The sequence below is a fragment of the Spiroplasma endosymbiont of Dioctria linearis genome (assembly GCF_964030865.1).
Taxonomy (GTDB): Bacteria; Bacillota_I; Bacilli_A; order Mycoplasmatales; family Mycoplasmataceae; genus Spiroplasma_A.
Window position 1 is genome coordinate 1155185 of the sequence record NZ_OZ034984.1, and the last position, 19011, is coordinate 1174195.

Consider the following 19011-nt stretch of genomic DNA (forward strand, 5'->3'; position numbering starts at 1 on the left):
AATATATGTCACGTATAGGAAACAGAGTATTAAGTATTCCCGCCGGAGTAGAGGTTAAAGTTGAAACAAATAACGTTGTAACTATAAAAGGATCAAAAGGTGAATTAATTCAAACTTTCAGCCCTTTAATTGAAATTAAAGTTGAAGGTAGTGAATTACAAACTCTTAGAAAAAACGAACAAAAACACACAAAACAATTACATGGAACTACAAACTCATTAATTAAAGGAATGTTAACTGGAGTTAGTGAAGGATTTGTAAAAGAACTTGAAATTGTTGGGGTTGGTTATCGTGCAGCATTAGCTGGCAATAAAATCAACTTATCATTAGGGTTTTCACACCCTGTAGAATACGAAGTTCCAAAGGGAATTTTAGTAGAAATCCCAAAACCAACAGAAATTAAAATATCAGGAATTGATAAACAATTAGTTGGAGAAGTAGCAGCAAATATTAGAGCATATAGAAGACCAGAACCTTATAAAGGTAAGGGTGTTAAATACAAAAATGAAAAAATCATTAGAAAAGAAGGTAAAGCAGCTGGTAAGTAGGCTGTTGCTAAGGAGAAGTAAATATGAAATACACTAAAGCAGAAGCTAGAAAAAGAAGACACTATCGAGTAAGAAATAAAGTGTCTGGAACTAGTGCTAAACCAAGATTAAATGTATTTAAATCAAACTCATACTTCTATGCTCAAATAATTGATGATGCAAGTGGTGTTACATTAGTATCATCATCTTCAATAAAAATGGGATTTAAAAACGGACGTAACGTTGATGCAGCTAAAGCTGTGGGAAAAGATATTGCTGAAAAAGCAAAAAGTAAAAAAATAACTAATGTAGTATTTGATAGAGGTGGATATTTATTCCATGGTAAAGTAAAAGCTTTTGCAGAATCTGCAAAAGAAAATGGTATGAAATTCTAGAAGGAGATTAAGAAAAAATGACAGAAGAAACAAAAGTTGTTAAAACTGAATCAACTCCAAAAGTAGATTCAAGCAACCAAGACAAAAGAGAAACTAGACCAAACAATAACAATAACAATAGACCTAACGGACAAAGAAGAGATCCAAAATTCAACAGAAACAGAGAAGACAACCCTTATGAAGAAAGAGTTGTTACTATCAACCGTGTTACAAAAGTTACAAAAGGTGGACGTAGATTCAGATTTGCAGCAGTTGTAGTTATTGGTGATAAAAAAGGTAGAGTTGGGTTAGGAACAGGAAAAGCTAACGAAGTACCAGATGCAATTAAGAAAGCTATTAAAGAAGCAAGAAAATCTTTAATTAGAATTCCATTAGCAGGTTCTACAGTACCTCATGATGTTATGGGACATTATGGTGCTGGAAAAGTTATGATTAAGCCTGCAAGAAAAGGTACAGGAGTTATTGCTGGTGGTCCAGTTCGTGCTGTTGTTGAATTAGCTGGAATTTCAGATATCTATACAAAATCATTGGGATCAAATACACCTATCAATATGATAAGAGCTACATTAGAAGGTTTACAACAAATGCAAACACCAGAACAAATTGCAAGATTACGTGGAACTCAAGTTGAAGTTAAAAAAGAAACTAAAGAAGCTACAATAGCTTAAGAAGGAGTAATTATTTATGAAATTACATGAATTAAAATCTACACCAGGAAGTAAAAAAGACTCAACACGTGTTGGTCGTGGTATGGCTTCTGGTAAAGGTAAAACATCAACTAGAGGACATAAAGGTCAAAATTCACGTTCTGGTGGAGGGGTAAGACCTGGATTTGAAGGTGGACAAACTCCTTTATTCAGAAGATTACCTAAAATAGGTTTTACAAGCTTAAACAGAAAAGAGTTTGTATTAATTAATTTAGATAAATTAGAAACATTAGGGTTAACTGAGGTAAATCACAAAACTTTAATGGAGAAAAAAATTATTAAAAATGAAAAAACATTAGTAAAAGTACTAGGAAATGGTAAAATTACTAAGTCAATAAAAGTTAAAGTAAATAAAGTATCAAAAAGCGCTGAAGAGTTAATCAAAGCTGCTGGTGGTACTATAGAGGTGATTTAGGTGGCTGCTAAAGTTAATAAAACTAAAAAGGCTAAAAAAACTAAATATAAAAACGAATTCGCTAAAGGTGGCTTCTTTGTTAGAAACAAAGACCTTGTTAAACGAATCGTTTTTACTTTAATAGTATTAATAATAATTAGAATGGGAACTTTATTAACAGTTCCTGGAGTTCAAGTTTCAGCAAACTTTAAAGAATCAGTTGGAAATCAAGACTTTTTCCAATTGCTATCAACTTTAGGGGGGGGAAGTATTGGACAATTCTCAATATTGGCTTTAGGTGTTTCACCTTATATTACTGCCTCAATTATTGTTCAATTGCTTTCAACTGATGTTATTCCTGTTTTAACAAGATGAAGTAAATCTGGTGAAAGAGGAAGAAGAAAATTAGATAGGTTAACCAAGTTATTAGCAATTCCGTTTGCATTAATGCAATCTGTAGCTACAATCTTTACGTTAACAAGTCAAGGGTTAATTGATGCTAAATGAGGTACAAATGCACAAGGCACTGGACCTGCATGATTTTATTACATATTAGTGCCAACAGTAATGCTTGGTGGAACATTCTTAATGTTATGAATTTCAGATCAAATAACAATTAAAGGTATTGGTAATGGGGTTTCAATTATTATTTTTACAGGTATTGTTTCACAAATGCCAAATAACTTTACAAACACATTTAAATTCTGAGTTGAAGTAAAAGGAGAATCAACAATTCTATTTGATGGATTATTGAAATTCCTAATATATATTATTTCGTTCTTATTAGTTATTTTTGTTGTTGTTTTAATGAATGAAGCTGAAAGAAAAATTCCAATTCAACAAACAGGTGCGGGATTAGTTGATACAAAAGATCACACGCCATATCTACCATTGAAATTAAATAATGCAGGGGTTATTCCAGTTATTTTTGCCTCAGCTATAATTTCAACACCAATGACAGTTGCTCAAATTATTGCAGCTACAAACCCAAATAATGGTTTTGTGTTGTTTACACAAAATTACTTATCATTTGGTACTTGGTGAGGAATTGCAATTTATGGAATATTAACAATTCTATTTACTTTCCTTTATGCACAAGTACAAATTAATCCTGAAAAAATTACAGAAAACTTTAAAAAATCTGGGACATTTATTCCAGGAATTAAACCTGGAAAAGAAACTGAAAAATTTTTATCAGGGGTAATTAATAGATTAAGTATTATTGGAGCATTATTCCTTGCAGGAATTGCAGTTCTTCCTTATGTAATTTCAAAAATTACAGCTTTACCATCTCACTTAGCTATTGGGGGAACCGGTTTAATAATTGTAATATCAGTTGCAATTCAAACTGTTCAGCAATTAAAAGGTAGATTGATTCAACAATCATTCTTGGATAAAAAACAAGATAAATTTAGTGAAAATGAATCTGCCTATAATTCACATATTTGATAATAAGGAGAAATAGCAATTATGAATATAATTTTACTTGGTGCTCCAGGTAGTGGCAAAGGAACTCTTTCAGAGTTTCTTTGTGAGAAAAAGGCTTTTACACAACTTTCAACTGGTGATTTATTTAGAGATAATATTTTAAATAAAACTGAATTAGGTTTAAAAGCTCAAGAGTTTATAAATAAGGGAAAGTTAGTTCCAGATTCAATAACAAACTCAATGGTTGAAAAATATCTTAAAGTTAAAAAACAGGATTTAATTTTTGATGGTTTTCCAAGAACAGATGATCAAGCTTTAGCTTTGGACAAAATGTTAGAAAAATTAGATGAAAAAATTGATCAAGTCGTTTACTTAGATATTGATGAAAGCACTTTAATGGGTCGTTTAACAGGAAGAATGATTTGTCAAATTTGCAAAAGAAGTTATCATAGAATAACTAGAAAACCTTTAAAAGAAGGAATTTGTGATTTTGATAATGGAGCTTTAATTGTGCGCCCTGATGATCAAGAAGATAAAATAAAAATAAGATTAGAAGCATATCATAATCAAACAGCTCCATTAATAAAATTTTATAAAGAGAAAATAATTAAAATTGATGCTGATAATTGTTCACCTGAAGAGCTTTATATTAGAGTAGAAAAAGTTCTGGGTTTTTAATAAAATGGCTATTACAATTAAAAATGCTGAACAAATTGAAAAAATGAGATATGCTGGAAAAGTTCTTGGAGAAGCCTTACAAGAGCTAAAAAAAATGATTAAGCCAGGCATTAATTGTTTGGAATTAGATAAATTTTTTATAGATTTTATTACACAAAAAGGTTGTACAAGTAATTTTAAAGGTTATGGTGGATTTCCCGCACATATATGTATATCAATTAATGAACAATTAATTCATGGAATACCTAGAAATAGAATATTAAAAGATGGAGATATTGTATCAATTGATGCAGGATGTGTTTTTGAAAAATATCATGCAGATGCAGCAATAACTGCAATTTGTGGTAACTCAAAAGATAAAAAGTATGATAAACTAATAGAGTTGACTGAAAAGTCACTATACTTGGCAATTGAGCAGGTAAGAGCTGGTGTACGCATCGGAACTATTTCTTCTACTGTTCAAAAATTTATTGAAGAAAATGGTTATCATTTGCCAACAGATTATTCAGGACATGGTATTGGATTGGAAATGCATGAAGATCCCTTTGTTCCTAATGTAGGAATAGAAAATACTGGAATGAGATTAGTTCCAGGAATGGCTATTTGTATTGAGCCCATGGTTCAAATAGGAACAGATAAAACTATTGTGGCTGATGATGATTGAACAGTGTCATCAAAAGATGGTAGCATGACTGCCCACTTTGAACATACTATTTTGATCACTGAAGGAGATCCAGAGGTATTAACTTTATTTAAAACCAAGGAGGAAACAGAATAATGGCAAAAGAAGATTATTTAGAAGTGGATGGTACCGTTTTAGAGGTACTACCGAATGCTACTTTTAAGGTGAAATTAGAAAATGAAATAGTTATAGACGCCCACGTGTCTGGTAAAATCCGAATGAATTACATTCGCATCTTACCAGGAGATAAAGTTACTGTTGCAATTTCACCATATGACCCAACACGTGGAAGAATTACATATCGTTTTAAAAATGGTAAATAAGTAATTTCAATCAACAATGTAAATATAAATTAAGTACACAAAATCAGGAGGTTAGAAAAGATGAAAGTAAGATCATCTGTCAAAAAAATTTGCGACAAGTGTCGTGTAATAAGACGTAAAGGCCGTGTAATGATTATTTGTGAACAACCAAAACATAAACAACGACAAGGTTAATTATTTTATTAATATTTATTAATAAAATAAAAAAGGTTAATCTTATTAGAAAGGAAATTAATAATGGCTCGTATAAATGGGGTAGAAATACCTAATGAAAAAAGAGTAGTTATTGCTCTAACTTATATTTATGGTATTGGTTTAACAACTTCACAAAAAATCCTTGAGGCTACAAAAGTAAGCGAAGATACAAGAGTTAAAGACTTATCAGAAGAGAATATTAAATCAATCTCTCAAGAAATTTCTAAAGTAAAAACTGAAGGAGATTTAAGAAGAGAAACAGCATTAAACATTAAACGTTTAATGGAAATTGGATGTTACAGAGGAATGAGACACAGAAAAGGACTTACTGTTCGTGGACAGTCAACTAAGACAAATGCACGTACGAGAAAAGGTCCTCGAAAAACTGTAGCTAATAAGAAAAAATAGTTAGAGAGGTATAAACTATGGCAAATAATAAACAAAACAATAAGAAAAAAGTTAAAAAGAATATTGCTAAAGGTATAGCTCACGTTCACTCAACATTCAACAATACAATCGTAACTGTTTCAGATGAAAAAGGTAATGTTATAGCTTGATCAAGTGCTGGAGTAATGGGATTTAGAGGAAGTAAAAAATCAACACCTTATGCTGCTCAGTTAATCGCTGAAGCTGCTGGTAAAGGGGCAATGGACAATGGAGTTAAATCTATTGCTGTTGAAGTAAAAGGTCCAGGCCCAGGAAGAGATGCTGCTGTTAGAAGTTTACAGGGTATCGGATTAGAAATAACTTCAATTAAAGATACAACACCAATTCCCCACAATGGAGTGCGTCCACGTAAACGCCCGAGAGGTTAATAAAAGAATATGAAACAATTTTCAAGACCAGAATTTAAATTATTAAAAGAAGAGAAAAACAGAAACTATGGGGAATTTAAAGTTGAACCTCTTGAAAGAGGATTTGGAACAACTCTTGGTAATGCAATTAGAAGAACATTAATTTCTTCAACACCAGGAGCTGCTGTTTATGCAATTAAAATTGTAGGTGCAGCCCATGAATTTACATCAATAAATGGAATTGTTGAAAATGTAAGTAGAATTATTTTAAATCTAAAAAAATTAGCTTTAAAAATAGATTCAAAAATATTTGAAGATGAAGAGTTTGTTGAATTAAAAGTTAGTTCTACAAGAGTTGGAAAAATAACTGCAGGAGATATTAGTTTACCTACTGGAGTTGAAGTTATGAATCCAGAATTACACATATGTACAATTGCAGATGGTGGAGTTTTAGATTTAACTTTATTTGCAAAAAACTCAAGAGGTTATAGATCATTTAAAGATAATAAAAAAGAAAAATTAGTTGCAGATGCAATTACAATCGATTCAAATTATTCTCCAATTGTTAAAGTTGCATATCATGTAGATGCAACAAAAATTGGAAAATCAGTAGATTTAGAAAAACTTGTTTTAGAAGTTGAAACTGATGGAACTGTTACTGCAAGTGATGCAGTTGCAACAGCTGCAAAAATATTAGTTGAACACTTACAATTCTTTGTAAATTTAAATGATGAAATTAACGAATTAAATGTAATTGGGGCAACAAATGAAGAAGATGAAAAAGAATTAGATCGTTTAATTGAAGATTTAGACTTTACACAAAGAAGTTTAAATTGTTTAAAAAGAGCAAGCATCAATTCATTACGTGACTTAGTTTCTCGTACTGAAGATGATATTCAAGAAATCAGAAACTTGGGTAGAAAATCATTAAAAGAAATTAAAGATAAAGTTGTTCAATTAGGATTAACTTTTAAACAAGACTAGAAGGAAGGTGTAGTTATATGTCATATATTCAAAAAAGAGGTAAAAACACTGCTTGAAGAGTTGCTTTAATGAGAAACTTAACTACAGAGCTAATAATTTCAGAAAGATTAGAAATTACTGAAACTAGAGCTAAAGAATTAAGACAACACTTTGACAAAATGGTTACACTTGGTAAAAGAGGTGACTTACATGCTCGTAGACAAGCTGCTGCTTGATTAAGACATGTTGATGCTTCTGAAAAGGAAACTGCATTACAAAAACTGTTTTCAACAATTGCAAAAAGGTTTAAAACAAGAGAAGGTGGTTATACAAGAATTCTTAAATTGGATAACCGTCGTGGTGATAATGCACCAATGTGTATCATAGAGTTAGTTTAATTATTTATAATAAAAAAAAGTTCCCAAAAGGATCTTTTTTTATTAATTTGTTTTTCTTTTAATACACTATTATAAAAAGATTTATAATATATGAGGAGGCAAGATTATGAACAATGTTTTATTTATTGGTTTAGGTCATATGGGGTCATCTTTGCTTAAAGGAGTGTTTAAAAATGAGCAAATTAAGGCAAAAATTTATGGTTATGATACATTTAAAAACTTAGAAGACAATGTAATAAAATCTGTAAAAGGTGCTAATTCATTAAATAATTTAGAAGAAATAGTATCAAAAAATATAAACTATATTATTTTTGCTGTTAGGCCAATGGATTTTGATAAATTATGTCAAAATTTAAATGGTTTAGACTTAAAAAATAAAACTATTATTTCAATGGTTAATGCTATAGAAATAGAAGAAATTAAGTTAAAATTTAAAAAGCAGAAAAATTTAAAAATTATAAGAATAATGCCAAATATGAATGCTTCAATACAGAAATCAGTGACAGCTATTGCATATAATAATGCTGCAAAAGAAGAATTAGACTTTGTTATTAAAATGTTTGAAAGTTGTGGTATTGTAGAGTTAATTGAAGAAAAAAACTTTGCTACTTTCACAGCAATTTCTGGTTGTCTGCCAGCTTATGTATTTACTTTTTTTAAGGCAATTACAGATTATGGCATTGAAAAGGGCATTGAAAAGGAAAAAGTCTTTAGAATTGTTGAACAGTCAATAATTGGAAGTATTAACAATGCTGCCAATTCACAGATGGAATTAAAAGAAATGATTGACAGTATTTGCGTTCCTAACGGCTCAACAATTGAAGGTCAAAAAGTTTTACAAGATTATAAGTTTGAAGAAATTATAAAAAAATGTCTTCAACAAGCAGACAAATATTCTAAACCAATTAAATAAAAATCTGTCTGCTTAAATATTACTAAATTATATTTTTTATAATCTAATAATGTTTAAATATTTATATTTGATATAATAATAAATGTATGAGAGGTAATACTATGTCAAGCAACAATTTAAATGCAACTGAAAAATTAAATGAATTCAGGCTTAAACTAAATGAACATAATGATAAGTTAATTCGAGCAAGTCAAAAAATGATTATTGCAAGAAGTAAGTTTTCTAGACGTGAAGTTGATATGGATTTTGTTAAGGCAACTGAAAATGAGTACAAAATAATAAAAAAAGAATTTAAGGAAGTTTCTGATAATAGCTTCTTTTTTGACAATGTAATAAAAGCAAAGCAAGAATTAAAAAAAGCCTCTAAAAACTCAAAAGAATATTGAAAATTATTTGAAGAGTATAAGTTAGCAGTCTTTTTATATAAAGAATCAAAAATAGCTATTAAAGACAGAGGTCATGGAGGATTACTTTCAAAGTTATCTGATACAGCTTTAAAACTTGAAAAAATTAAGTTTAGATATAGAGAAGGACATCCTTTTGCAGTTAATGGAGTTAGTGTTGAAATTAAGCATGGAGATTATGTCGCTATTATTGGGCATAATGGTAGTGGTAAATCTACACTTTCAAAAATTATTATTGGGGTTTTACAACCAACAGTAGGTTCTATTGAAGTATATGGAAATAAAGTTACAAGAAATAATATAAATATGATTCGTAAATTTTTAGGTATTGTCTTTCAAAATCCAGATAATCAATTTATTGGTTCTACTGTAAGAGATGACATTGCATTTGGATTAGAAAATAGAAGAATTGACCCTTCTAAAATGGCAGATATTATTATGAAATCTGCTAAAAAAGTAAGAATGGAAGAATTCTTAGATCACGAACCTTTAATGCTTAGTGGTGGTCAAAAACAAAGAGTTGCAATTGCGTCTGCTTTAGCTTTATCTCCGGATATATTAATTTTTGATGAAGCAACAAGTATGTTAGATCCAAAAGGAAAAAATGAAGTAAAAGAAATTATGGTAGAATTAAAAAACACAAGAGAAAAAACAATTTTTTCTATTACTCATGATATGGATGAAATTTTAAACGCTGATAAAGTTATGGTTATGAATAAAGGCGAATTAGTTAAATTTGGTTCACCAAAGGAAATACTATCTGAAAAAGAATTCTTGAGATCTATTCATTTAGATATTCCTTTTGTAGCTCAAATTGAAGAGGCTTTGCAAAACGAGGGGCTTAAAATCTCTGGAAGTGCAAATTTGGAAGAGTTGGTGAAAAATATATGTCTCAAATAAAAAGAATGTCACCAGAACAAAAAGCAAAGGCTTTAGCGGAGAAAAAAGAAAATAAAGTTGAATATAAAATTCATTTGAAAGAATTAAATGAGAAGCAAAAGCATGATAATAAAAGCAGAAAAAAAAGACACAAAGAAGTAAAAAAATTAATTAAAGAAGATAAAAAGAATCAAATCCAATATCAAAAAGAAATCAAAGCGGATATAAAAAAGGATAAAGAATTAATGCCTCAAAGAATTAAGGAAGTTAAGGAGTGATATCTAAGTCAACCAAAAAAAGACTCTTTAGTTAAGAAGGAATTTAAAAGAAAACTTAAGATGGTAAGTCAACCAAAATGAGATTTTAATGGAGAAATTAAATTTGAGTCAGTAGCTTATACATATAGTAAAAACTCTCCATTCGAATTTAGAGCTTTAAATGGAACTGATTTAATTATTGAAGAGAGAAAAATTACAGCAGTAATTGGTATGACAGGTAGTGGTAAATCTACTTTAATACAATTAACTAATGGATTATTAGTAACTGAAACGGGACGAACAAAAATTGGAGACTTTCAAATTCCTGCATCTACTAAAAAAATTAAACAGGTTAAGGAATTAAGAAGGGAAGTAGGATTGGTATTCCAATTCCCAGAGTATCAATTATTTCAAGATACAATAGAAAAAGATATTTCCTTTGGACCAATTAATCTAGGCGCAAATAAAAAAGAAAGTTTTGAAAAAGTTCCTGAATTATTAAAGATGGTAGATCTACCAGTAGATTATGCTAAAAGAAGTCCATTTGATTTAAGTGGTGGTCAAAAACGTAGGGTTGCTATTGCAGGAATTGTTGCAATGGATGGAAATACACTTGTTCTTGATGAACCAACAGGGGGTTTAGATCCTCAAGGTGAAGAAGACTTTATGAATTTATTTAATAAATTAAATAAAGAAAAAAATAAGAGAATTATTATTGTAACTCATAATATGGATCATGTTTTACAAATTGCAGATCAAGTAATTGTTATGCATAAAGGTAAAGTTATTTCAAAGGGAACTCCATTTGAAATTTTCTCTAATAATAAGTTATTAGAAGAAATTGAAATAGAGCCACCAAAATTATACAAACTTGCTCATAAATTAAAAAAAGCAGGTCTTGATGTTACAAAAACTGAGTTTAGATCAGTTGAAGAACTTGCAAAGGCAATAAAATTAGCTGTTAAAGCTAAAAGAAAATAGGTAAGGAGAAATTCAATAATGAGAATGGTATTTGGTAGGTATATGCCCTATAATTCAATAATTCATAAAATGGATCCAAGATTGAAACTATTTATGATTATTTCATTAATTGTTGTTGTATTTTTGCCTATTGGCTATACAGGTTTTGTATTTACAGCAGCTTTTATTTTTATGATGTATATTATAAGTAAATTAAGCTTCAAGATGTTAGTTAAGTTATTTTTTCCAATAATATTTATATTTTTGGTCTTAATTTTAATTAATATATTTATGTTAAAGCCAAAAGGTTTTGAAGATCTAGCAAATGGGGTACATGATACAGGTGCTTATGCTTATGGTTATATTTATAAATGAAAAGCAATTTGTCTTTCAGAAAAAGCTTTATATTCAGCTTTATATATGACAATTAGAATATTTTTAATGATTACTTTAACTACAATTTTAACAGGTACAACACAGCCTTTAGAATTAACATTAGCAATTGAAGATTTATTATGACCTTTAAAATTAGTTGGGATACCTGTATATATTTTTTCAACAATTATTTCAATCGCTTTAAGAATGATTCCAACTTTAATTGATGAAGCAGGAAGAATTATGAAAGCCCAATCTTCAAGGGGAATTGACTTTAAGAATGGAAAATTAATTGATAAGGCTAAATCAATGACCTCTTTAATTATTCCTTTATTGGTATCAGCTTTTCAAAAAGCTGAGGATTTAGCTTATGCAATGGACTCAAGAGGATATGATCCTCATGCCAAAAGAACAAGATATAGACAAGTAAAATTTAGATTTTTAGATGTTATTATCTTTACTGTTGGAATGGGTGTATTTGCAACTCTTATTTGTTATATAAATATCAGTTCATTTCAAAATATGGTACAAATTCCTAGAATTGATACAATTCTATTTTCTTAATAAGTAACAATGTATTATTATTTATTAACTATTGAGTACGATGGAACTGATTTTTGTGGTTGAGCTAAGCAAAATAGACAATTAACTATTCAAGGTGAAATTGAAAAATCTATAGCAAAAGTAGCTAAAAACTCTATATTTAGAATAGTTGGAGCTTCAAAGACTGATTCAGGAGTTCATGCAAATGATCAAAAGGCATGAGTAGAATTAAACTTTAGGCCAAATATTGATGGTTTTTTAAAGGCCTTAAACAGAAGTTTAACTTTGGGTATTCAAGTAAAAGATATGATTCCCATAAGTAAGGAATTTAGAGTTAGAAACTGTAAAGAAAAAATTTATGAATACAAAATAAACTTAGGAAAAAATAATGTTTTTGAAAATAGATATTATTTTTTACCGAAGAATTCATTAAATATTTTAAAATTAAAAGAGGCCTTGAATATTTTTGTAGGTAATCATGATTTTTTAAATTTCTCAGGTTTAAAGACTAATGAAATAGATTTAATTAAAACAAAAAGAAAAATTAACTCAATTGAATGTCATTTGAATAATGATTTATTTTTAATCACTTTTAAAGCAAAGGGCTTCATTAGATATCAAATTCGAATGATTATAGGGGCTTGCATAGCTTACAGTTTAAACAAAATTAGCTTAGAAAAAATTATAAATGTTTTAGAACTAAAAGAAGAAAAAATGCCATATATTGCAAATCCTGAAGGACTTATTTTAAAAAAGATTATTTATTAACTGCTTTTTAAGGTATTATTTATTTAGGTCGGTTATTGTGAACTTAAATACACCAAAAAATGAGTAATAGTTATTTATTAGTTTATCTTTTTTGAATAAGTTTTCTTAACAAGAAGGAAAAGGTATGTAATAAATTTCTTTTACAGTAAGCCGACTAAAATACGTTTTAAACGTATTTTTTTATTTTCTAATTAGATATATTTTTAAAAATTAACTATCAAAAAAATTATTTTTAAATAATTTACAATAATTGCTGAGCACCAAACGTTTGTTATTTTTGTTTAAAATGCTATTATATTTTAAAGAGCAAATTTTGTAGGGGAGTTTATATGAATAGTTGTAATAAAAAAAATGTAAAAAAACTATACCTGTTATTTGTTTTAACTCATTTAACTATTATTTTTGCATCAACTTTTTTTGAATATTCAAATGATAATTTTTATATTGCGATACAAATTACATGAATAATAAACACTGTGATAATTAGTTTAATATGTTTTTGAATAATTATCGAATCAATGGTTATAATTAATAAGCTTAAAAAAAGTTTTATCGGTTTTAAGACATTTAAATGTTTTAAAAGATTTACTTATCTAAATGAGTTTTTTAATTTAATATTAATTACAGTACCAATTTTTATTTCAACCGAATATCAAGCTGTAGAATATTTTTGAGACTCAAATCAAAGTATAATAAATTTAGAGTTCTTTTTAATAGTTTTATTTACTATAATAGTTTTATTTACTTGTGTAATTATTTCACTAAATATAGTTTATGAAAAAATAATAAATAAAATAAAATTAAAAATGACTGAGCAAGTATTTTTTAATTTTTCAAAAATAGTCAAAAAAGAGTCATTTTTTTCAGAATATTCAAATATTACAAAATCTCTATTACAAAAAATTGAGTTGGAATTTGAACCTATTTTCGAGAAAAGTTATTTTGTAGAAGAAGTTGTTAATTGGAAAAAGAGTTTTCATCTTAAAATTTTAAAAAAAGGAGTTACTCCCCCATTAAACACTTTTCAATAAAAAAATAATTATAAATTAATAGGAGGAAAATTAAATATGAAGGGAATTAGACTTTTACTAAAGAATGCTTTTAAGGCTGCTGGAAAAAATAAGCCACAAATTATAGGCTTATCACTTTTAGTTATGTTGGTATCTTTAGTTATATCTGTTTTAGGAGCAACTTCAACTAGAATAGTTGGAGCTTATAATTATTTAAATACACAATCTAATTTAAGAGATTATGTTTTAGATATTAATTTAGAAGATAAAATATTGGAACCTGATGAGAATGGTAAGGATATAAAGGAATGAGAAACTGATAAAAAACTTGTAAAAGATGATATGCTTTATCAACAATATATTATGAATCAAATTGCACTCAAATATGATTTGGATGTATCTTTTACTGAAGCAAGACTAATATCAGGTTTATATGGTAAAAAAGGTGATATTAGAATTAAAGCAATAGCGAAAATTAATTCTGATTTAAATAAGGGTGTAGATAAACTTGTAATTTCAAAAGGAAGATCTTTTAAGGAAAATGCTAAAGAAGTTGTTATTGGTGAATCTTATGCTAAACAAAATGGAATTAAAATTGGTGATATTGTTAGAATTAACTCTGATAAATATGGAAATGATTTATTAGTTAAAAATACACAAGGTAACTCAACTGAGGTAAAACAACTTAACGAAGATTTAAAAAATATGAAGGATGTTCAAACTTTTTTAAATAGTAATAGTTATAAAAACCAGGTTTGATTCGAAGTTGTTGGAATTGGAACATCAGCAGATTTTACAACTCCAATAATGGATGAAACAACAATAATGCCAAACATTAATAATGAGCTTTTAATGTACATGGATCCATCATGAATGGGATATGAAAGTACTGGATATAATTTTACAAAAGTAACAGAAGAAGAAACAACAAAAAGAGAAATTGTTCAAAAAAATATGGCCTCATATATTGTTTCAAATGCAAAAGTAGTTGTCACTTCTGAAAATGATAGAGAAGCCTACATTTCTGTAAAATCAAGTAATAAAAGTAATAATAAACTTTTAGATAATCTAGAAAAAGAATATAAAACTTGAGCAGATATCAAAATAGATAGTAAATATATATTTGCTTCAAATGATCCATTATATAAATTCTCAACGAGAATAACAACATTTAAATCTATTATGACAGGTTATAATTCAATGGCAACAGGATTAATAGTTGTTATAGTTGCTATTGCTGGATTCACAACAGTATTAACAACTAAAAAACAAGTAGAATTACAAAGTAGACAAATTGGATGTTTAAAATCATTAGGATATAAAAAGCGTGAGATTGTTAATAACTTCATTGCACTTCCCCTGATAGTTTCAATTCTTGGAGCTCTAATGGGATATATTATTTCAATATTCATTGAAACAATAATTGTAAATATATTTTCAAATTACTTTAATATTGCTTTCTTTGGATTTAAATTTAATATTGTTTCATTTTGTTCAAGTATTATTGGTTTATGAATAGGTTTAACATTATTGGCATTTATAATTGGTTATTGAACAATTAGATTGCCAGCTCTTACTTTATTAAAGGGTGGAGATGATAAAGTAATTAATAAATTCTCAATGTATATTAAGTCCTTATTTTCAAAAAGAAGTTTTAATCCAAGATTAAGAGCAGCTCTGTTAACGACTTCTTTAGGTAAATTGGTAGGGGTTAGTGCAACTATGCTTTTAAGTGCAACTCTTATTACAACAACAATTGTGGCACCAAAAGTTATGAAAGATAACATGATAGCTACCTTCAATGGAATGAATTATGAAAATATGGTTGAATATACTCAACCAATCGCAAATAACCCATGATCATTTCAAAGAACATATAACCCAAATTGAGATAGTGAAAAAGAGGGTTGAGGGCAATATGACGATGAGATATTAATAAGAAATAGTGGAAATGGAACAGATATTGGGGGACAAACTGGTCCAGCTGGATTTGCAAAAGGTTGAACTGCCTATCCAACTACTGATGGTTATGATCCTATTGCAAAAGAAAATGGAAAAATAATAAATTGAGAGAAAGTTTATTTAGAACTTTTAGAAGGTAAAATAAGTCCTTATTACTATACTTATGATATAGCTAAAAATGATAAATTTTTCTGAACTGAGTTTTCATATTTAAACTGAAAAAATATGTCAACTAAACTACTTCAAAATTTGGACAAAGCCAATGTATCTGGACTTGGAGCGGGTGAAGCACTAAAACAATTACAAGCACAGTGACCAGATTATACTAATTTAGTAAATAATGAATTTACTAAAATGATTAAGGAAAATCCTGATTTAAATGATCTAAAAAAATATGCAAATTTAATGATTAATTTTTATAGCAAATATACTAAAGGATTGAAGTTGAATTACAATAATATGATTGTAGGTGAAGGTGATAATGCATATATTGATCCAAATAAAGCAAAAAATAATATGAATGATATTATTAAAAATGATTATAAGGGTGGATTTTTAAAAGCAAAGGGTGTAAATGATTATTGATTTAAAGGTCAAGATTTAAGTTCTGATAAATTAACAAGTTATATGCAAATTGATGAAAGTGAAACAGCACAATTTACATTTAAATGAAAAGATGAAGATTTTATAAATCCAATAAATATTGATAAGCAAGATATTAATAATCTAGAAGAAAAAGATAAGCAAATGCTTAAAAATTTAAATACAGCTTTAACATTATGATTTGGTTCTGTTATTGATGGAAGAATGGGTTTAGCAGTATTACAAACAACTTATACTAGATCTCCTTATTTTGTTCAAGAATATATGAAAAATGCAATAGAAAATAATGAAAATTATAATATTACTTTTAATTTAATTCCATATGATAATACTAAAGATGAAATTGGAACTATGCTTAATACTGCTTTTTTAACTAAAACTGGAAAAACAGAAAATGCTAAAATATTTGGAATTAATAATAATTCAAAAATGGTCTCTTTAAAAAATAAAAAGGGTGCAGATTTAAATGAAGTAGTATTTTCTAAAAATTACAGTAATAAAATACCCTTAGTAATTAATGAAAGCTTTAATAAAAAAATTGGCAAAGAAGTAGGTCAAACTATTTCACTTAAAGTTTTAAGGGAAATGTTGACTAAAGAAAATAAAGTTTTAAATTTAGAAAAAGATATTAAATATGGTCATAATATAGTTAAAAATGAAAAACTTAATTTTAAAGAATTAAGAACTCAATCAACTTATGGATATTATACTAATGGGGGTATATATGCAAATAACTCAGCAGCTTTAGCTAGTACTGGTGGTGTTGACTCTTCATCTATAGGGGGAATTAACATAGCAGCCAAATATGCTGATAAAGCAACAAACCCTATTGATATTTATAAATCATATAAGAATGGAGAAGTTAAAATAAACTCAAAATATGATAATGTTGAATTTATAATAGCAGGAGTTCAAAACGGTTATGGTCAACCACAAGGGTGAATCTCAAATGAAAATGCAAATGAAATTATGCAATATGATCAGGTTAAAAAATACAACTTTGAAAATTGATTTGCAAGAGAATATCCACAAAAAAACCCACTATACAATTTTGAAAAATTCTCGAATGGTGATGAAGAAAAAATTCAAGGTGTTACATTAGAAGAATTCATACAAGAAGTTTATGATGGGAAAAGAACATATGAAGACTTTATAGCTAATGTACAAAGAAGTAAAGAAGGATCAAGTTGAAGAAATATGAATCAACTTTATGAAAATTTATATCCTGTATTTAATTATAAGTATAGTTATGATAACAATATTGTTGACTTAACTCAGGGATTCTCGGTATCATCAAAAATTGGTGACTTTAGTTCAGTTGGTTTAAATGGTAGTTTTGAAACAATTTCTGTACCTTGTCCAGAAGAAAATTCTACAAGAGATGATGAAAATCAATGTACAACAGTTGATCCTGAAAAATTTAATCAAGGTTATGGAATTGGGACACTTTCAACAATGTTACCAAAAGAACAAACTAGACAAATATTAGGTCAAGTTACTGACTTAATAAACTTAATTATTATTATGTTTATAACAATAGCAATTATTGTTTCTGCAACAATTATTCTTTTAACAACAAGTTTAATTATTTTTGAAAATAAACAATTTATTGCAACAATGAAAACACTAGGATATTCAAATTCATATGTTGTAAGACAAATTTTAGGAATGTATATACTGCCAATTTTAATTATGTATGTCATTGGTTTTATAGCAGGATGATATATCTTTGTAATAATAGCTGATTTCTTAGCTTTAAATACTGCATGGGTTTTACCAGTAAATTTCTCACTGTGATTGCCATTTACAGTATTTGCAGTTATTGCAACAATTTATATAGTAACTTTTGCAATTGGATGAAAAAATATTCAAAAAATTAATCCATTGGAAGCTTTGAAAGATAATGATTAAAAATTAATCTTATATATTTTTATATATAAGATTTTTTTTATTTTTTAGAGGACATAAATTATAGGTACTTATTTCTTAATAAAAACTATTGTGTAAATAAAAAATATTAAATTAATATTATTCTAGGTTAAAATTATTTTGAGGTGCTTTATGAAAAACCATAACAAGGCAGAACGTATTAATATTTATTTAGCAAATCTTAGTGATCGAATAAATCTTAATATGAAATCTTTTATTGAAATAGGACATAATTATAGTATTCCTGAAATAACTGTTAGAAGGGATATTAAATTTCTTGAAAAAATGGGATATATAAAAACTCATATGGGTTTAATTAATTTCTTTAGAAATAAGGACTATGAAATTACTAGAGCTGAAAAGTTGCAAACAAATAAAGAAAAGAAACAAAAAATTTCTATCAAAGCAAATGAAATAATTAACTCATCTGAAATATTTGTAGGTCCAGGAACAACTTGCGAAACTTTTGTAAGATCTATTACAAAAACTATTGAAGTTTTATATACCAATGGAATGGAAATAGCAAGGATAGCTAACAACTCACCAAATGTTAAAAATGTTGTTATAATTGGTGGTAGGTTAAGACCACAATCCACTGCAATGTGTGGTTCAATTGCTAATCGAACATTGGAGAGCTTAAAATTCTCTCAATCCTTTATAACTGTAACTAATCTTGATAAAAATTTATATCTCTACAATAATCATGAGGATGAAGCAGAATTTGTTAATAATTTGATTAACTTAACAAATGAAACCATTTGTTTGATAGATTCAACTAAAATTAGCAAAGTTGAAAAGGGAAATTTAATATGCAATATTGAAAGAATTAATACTTTAGTCTTAGATGAACCTTTAGAAAGAGACTTACTAAACAAAATTTCCAAAACTACAAAAGTTGTTTAAAATGATAAGAAATGATAATTT

General features: G+C 27.8%; 21 protein-coding genes. All 21 read left to right on the forward strand.

What is annotated here, in order from left to right:
* Nucleotides 1–5: 5 nt before the first annotated feature.
* A complete protein-coding gene (gene rplF / locus AAHM84_RS05075; RefSeq protein WP_342258813.1) occupies nt 6–548 on the forward strand; it encodes a 50S ribosomal protein L6 in 543 nt (180 codons plus the stop codon).
* Nucleotides 549–571: 23 nt separating this feature from the next.
* Nucleotides 572–922, forward strand: coding sequence for a 50S ribosomal protein L18 (gene rplR, locus AAHM84_RS05080; protein WP_339030127.1), 351 nt, complete (start codon nt 572–574; stop codon nt 920–922).
* 17 nt (nt 923–939) lie between these two features.
* The gene (rpsE, locus tag AAHM84_RS05085) at nt 940–1590 is read left to right on the forward strand and encodes a 30S ribosomal protein S5 (protein WP_342258814.1); all 651 of its coding nucleotides are present in this window, start codon (nt 940–942) and stop codon (nt 1588–1590) included.
* Nucleotides 1591–1606: 16 nt separating this feature from the next.
* Nucleotides 1607–2044, forward strand: a complete 438-nt coding sequence (gene rplO / locus AAHM84_RS05090; protein ID WP_053946574.1) for a 50S ribosomal protein L15 — start codon at nt 1607–1609, stop codon at nt 2042–2044.
* Nucleotides 2045–3475, forward strand: coding sequence for a preprotein translocase subunit SecY (secY, locus tag AAHM84_RS05095; RefSeq protein ID WP_342258815.1), 1431 nt, complete (start codon nt 2045–2047; stop codon nt 3473–3475).
* A gap of 18 nt (nt 3476–3493) precedes the next feature.
* Nucleotides 3494–4129, forward strand: a complete 636-nt coding sequence (locus AAHM84_RS05100; protein ID WP_342258816.1) for an adenylate kinase — start codon at nt 3494–3496, stop codon at nt 4127–4129.
* A gap of 4 nt (nt 4130–4133) precedes the next feature.
* Nucleotides 4134–4907 carry a type I methionyl aminopeptidase gene (map, locus tag AAHM84_RS05105; protein WP_342258817.1) on the forward strand — a complete coding sequence of 258 codons (774 nt, stop codon included), beginning with the start codon at nt 4134–4136 and terminating at the stop codon, nt 4905–4907.
* Complete coding sequence (gene infA / locus AAHM84_RS05110; RefSeq protein ID WP_053946570.1) at nt 4907–5134, forward strand: translation initiation factor IF-1; 228 nt, start codon at nt 4907–4909, stop codon at nt 5132–5134. Before map ends, infA begins: the two co-directional genes overlap by 1 nt.
* Before the next feature lie 60 nt (nt 5135–5194).
* A complete protein-coding gene (rpmJ, locus tag AAHM84_RS05115; protein ID WP_020834730.1) occupies nt 5195–5308 on the forward strand; it encodes a 50S ribosomal protein L36 in 114 nt (37 codons plus the stop codon).
* A gap of 63 nt (nt 5309–5371) precedes the next feature.
* Nucleotides 5372–5737 carry a 30S ribosomal protein S13 gene (gene rpsM, locus AAHM84_RS05120; protein WP_339030139.1) on the forward strand — a complete coding sequence of 122 codons (366 nt, stop codon included), beginning with the start codon at nt 5372–5374 and terminating at the stop codon, nt 5735–5737.
* A 17-nt stretch (nt 5738–5754) separates the two neighbouring features.
* On the forward strand, nt 5755–6144 hold the full coding sequence (gene rpsK / locus AAHM84_RS05125; protein WP_339030141.1) for a 30S ribosomal protein S11: 390 nt from the start codon (nt 5755–5757) through the stop codon (nt 6142–6144).
* Between the two features lie 9 nt (nt 6145–6153).
* The gene (locus tag AAHM84_RS05130; RefSeq protein WP_339033991.1) at nt 6154–7107 is read left to right on the forward strand and encodes a DNA-directed RNA polymerase subunit alpha; all 954 of its coding nucleotides are present in this window, start codon (nt 6154–6156) and stop codon (nt 7105–7107) included.
* Between the two features lie 17 nt (nt 7108–7124).
* Entirely contained in the window at nt 7125–7484 is a 360-nt protein-coding gene (gene rplQ, locus AAHM84_RS05135; protein ID WP_053946566.1) for a 50S ribosomal protein L17, read from the forward strand.
* Between the two features lie 106 nt (nt 7485–7590).
* Nucleotides 7591–8397: a pyrroline-5-carboxylate reductase family protein gene (locus AAHM84_RS05140; RefSeq protein ID WP_342258818.1), complete on the forward strand. Its 807-nt coding sequence runs from the start codon at nt 7591–7593 to the stop codon at nt 8395–8397.
* A gap of 101 nt (nt 8398–8498) precedes the next feature.
* Nucleotides 8499–9701 carry an energy-coupling factor transporter ATPase gene (locus AAHM84_RS05145; RefSeq protein WP_342258819.1) on the forward strand — a complete coding sequence of 401 codons (1203 nt, stop codon included), beginning with the start codon at nt 8499–8501 and terminating at the stop codon, nt 9699–9701.
* Between the two features lie 317 nt (nt 9702–10018).
* On the forward strand, nt 10019–10918 hold the full coding sequence (locus AAHM84_RS05150; protein WP_425289580.1) for an energy-coupling factor transporter ATPase: 900 nt from the start codon (nt 10019–10021) through the stop codon (nt 10916–10918).
* Between the two features lie 18 nt (nt 10919–10936).
* Nucleotides 10937–11836, forward strand: a complete 900-nt coding sequence (locus tag AAHM84_RS05155; RefSeq protein ID WP_342258821.1) for an energy-coupling factor transporter transmembrane component T — start codon at nt 10937–10939, stop codon at nt 11834–11836.
* Between the two features lie 9 nt (nt 11837–11845).
* Entirely contained in the window at nt 11846–12583 is a 738-nt protein-coding gene (gene truA / locus AAHM84_RS05160; RefSeq protein ID WP_342258822.1) for a tRNA pseudouridine(38-40) synthase TruA, read from the forward strand.
* Between the two features lie 329 nt (nt 12584–12912).
* Nucleotides 12913–13614 (forward strand): hypothetical protein, encoded by a 702-nt coding sequence (locus AAHM84_RS05165; RefSeq protein WP_342258823.1) that lies wholly within the window; start codon nt 12913–12915, stop codon nt 13612–13614.
* 36 nt (nt 13615–13650) lie between these two features.
* Nucleotides 13651–18069, forward strand: a complete 4419-nt coding sequence (locus AAHM84_RS05170; RefSeq protein ID WP_342258824.1) for an ABC transporter permease — start codon at nt 13651–13653, stop codon at nt 18067–18069.
* A gap of 150 nt (nt 18070–18219) precedes the next feature.
* The gene (locus tag AAHM84_RS05175) at nt 18220–18990 is read left to right on the forward strand and encodes a DeoR/GlpR family DNA-binding transcription regulator (protein ID WP_342258825.1); all 771 of its coding nucleotides are present in this window, start codon (nt 18220–18222) and stop codon (nt 18988–18990) included.
* Nucleotides 18991–19011: the final 21 nt, after the last annotated feature.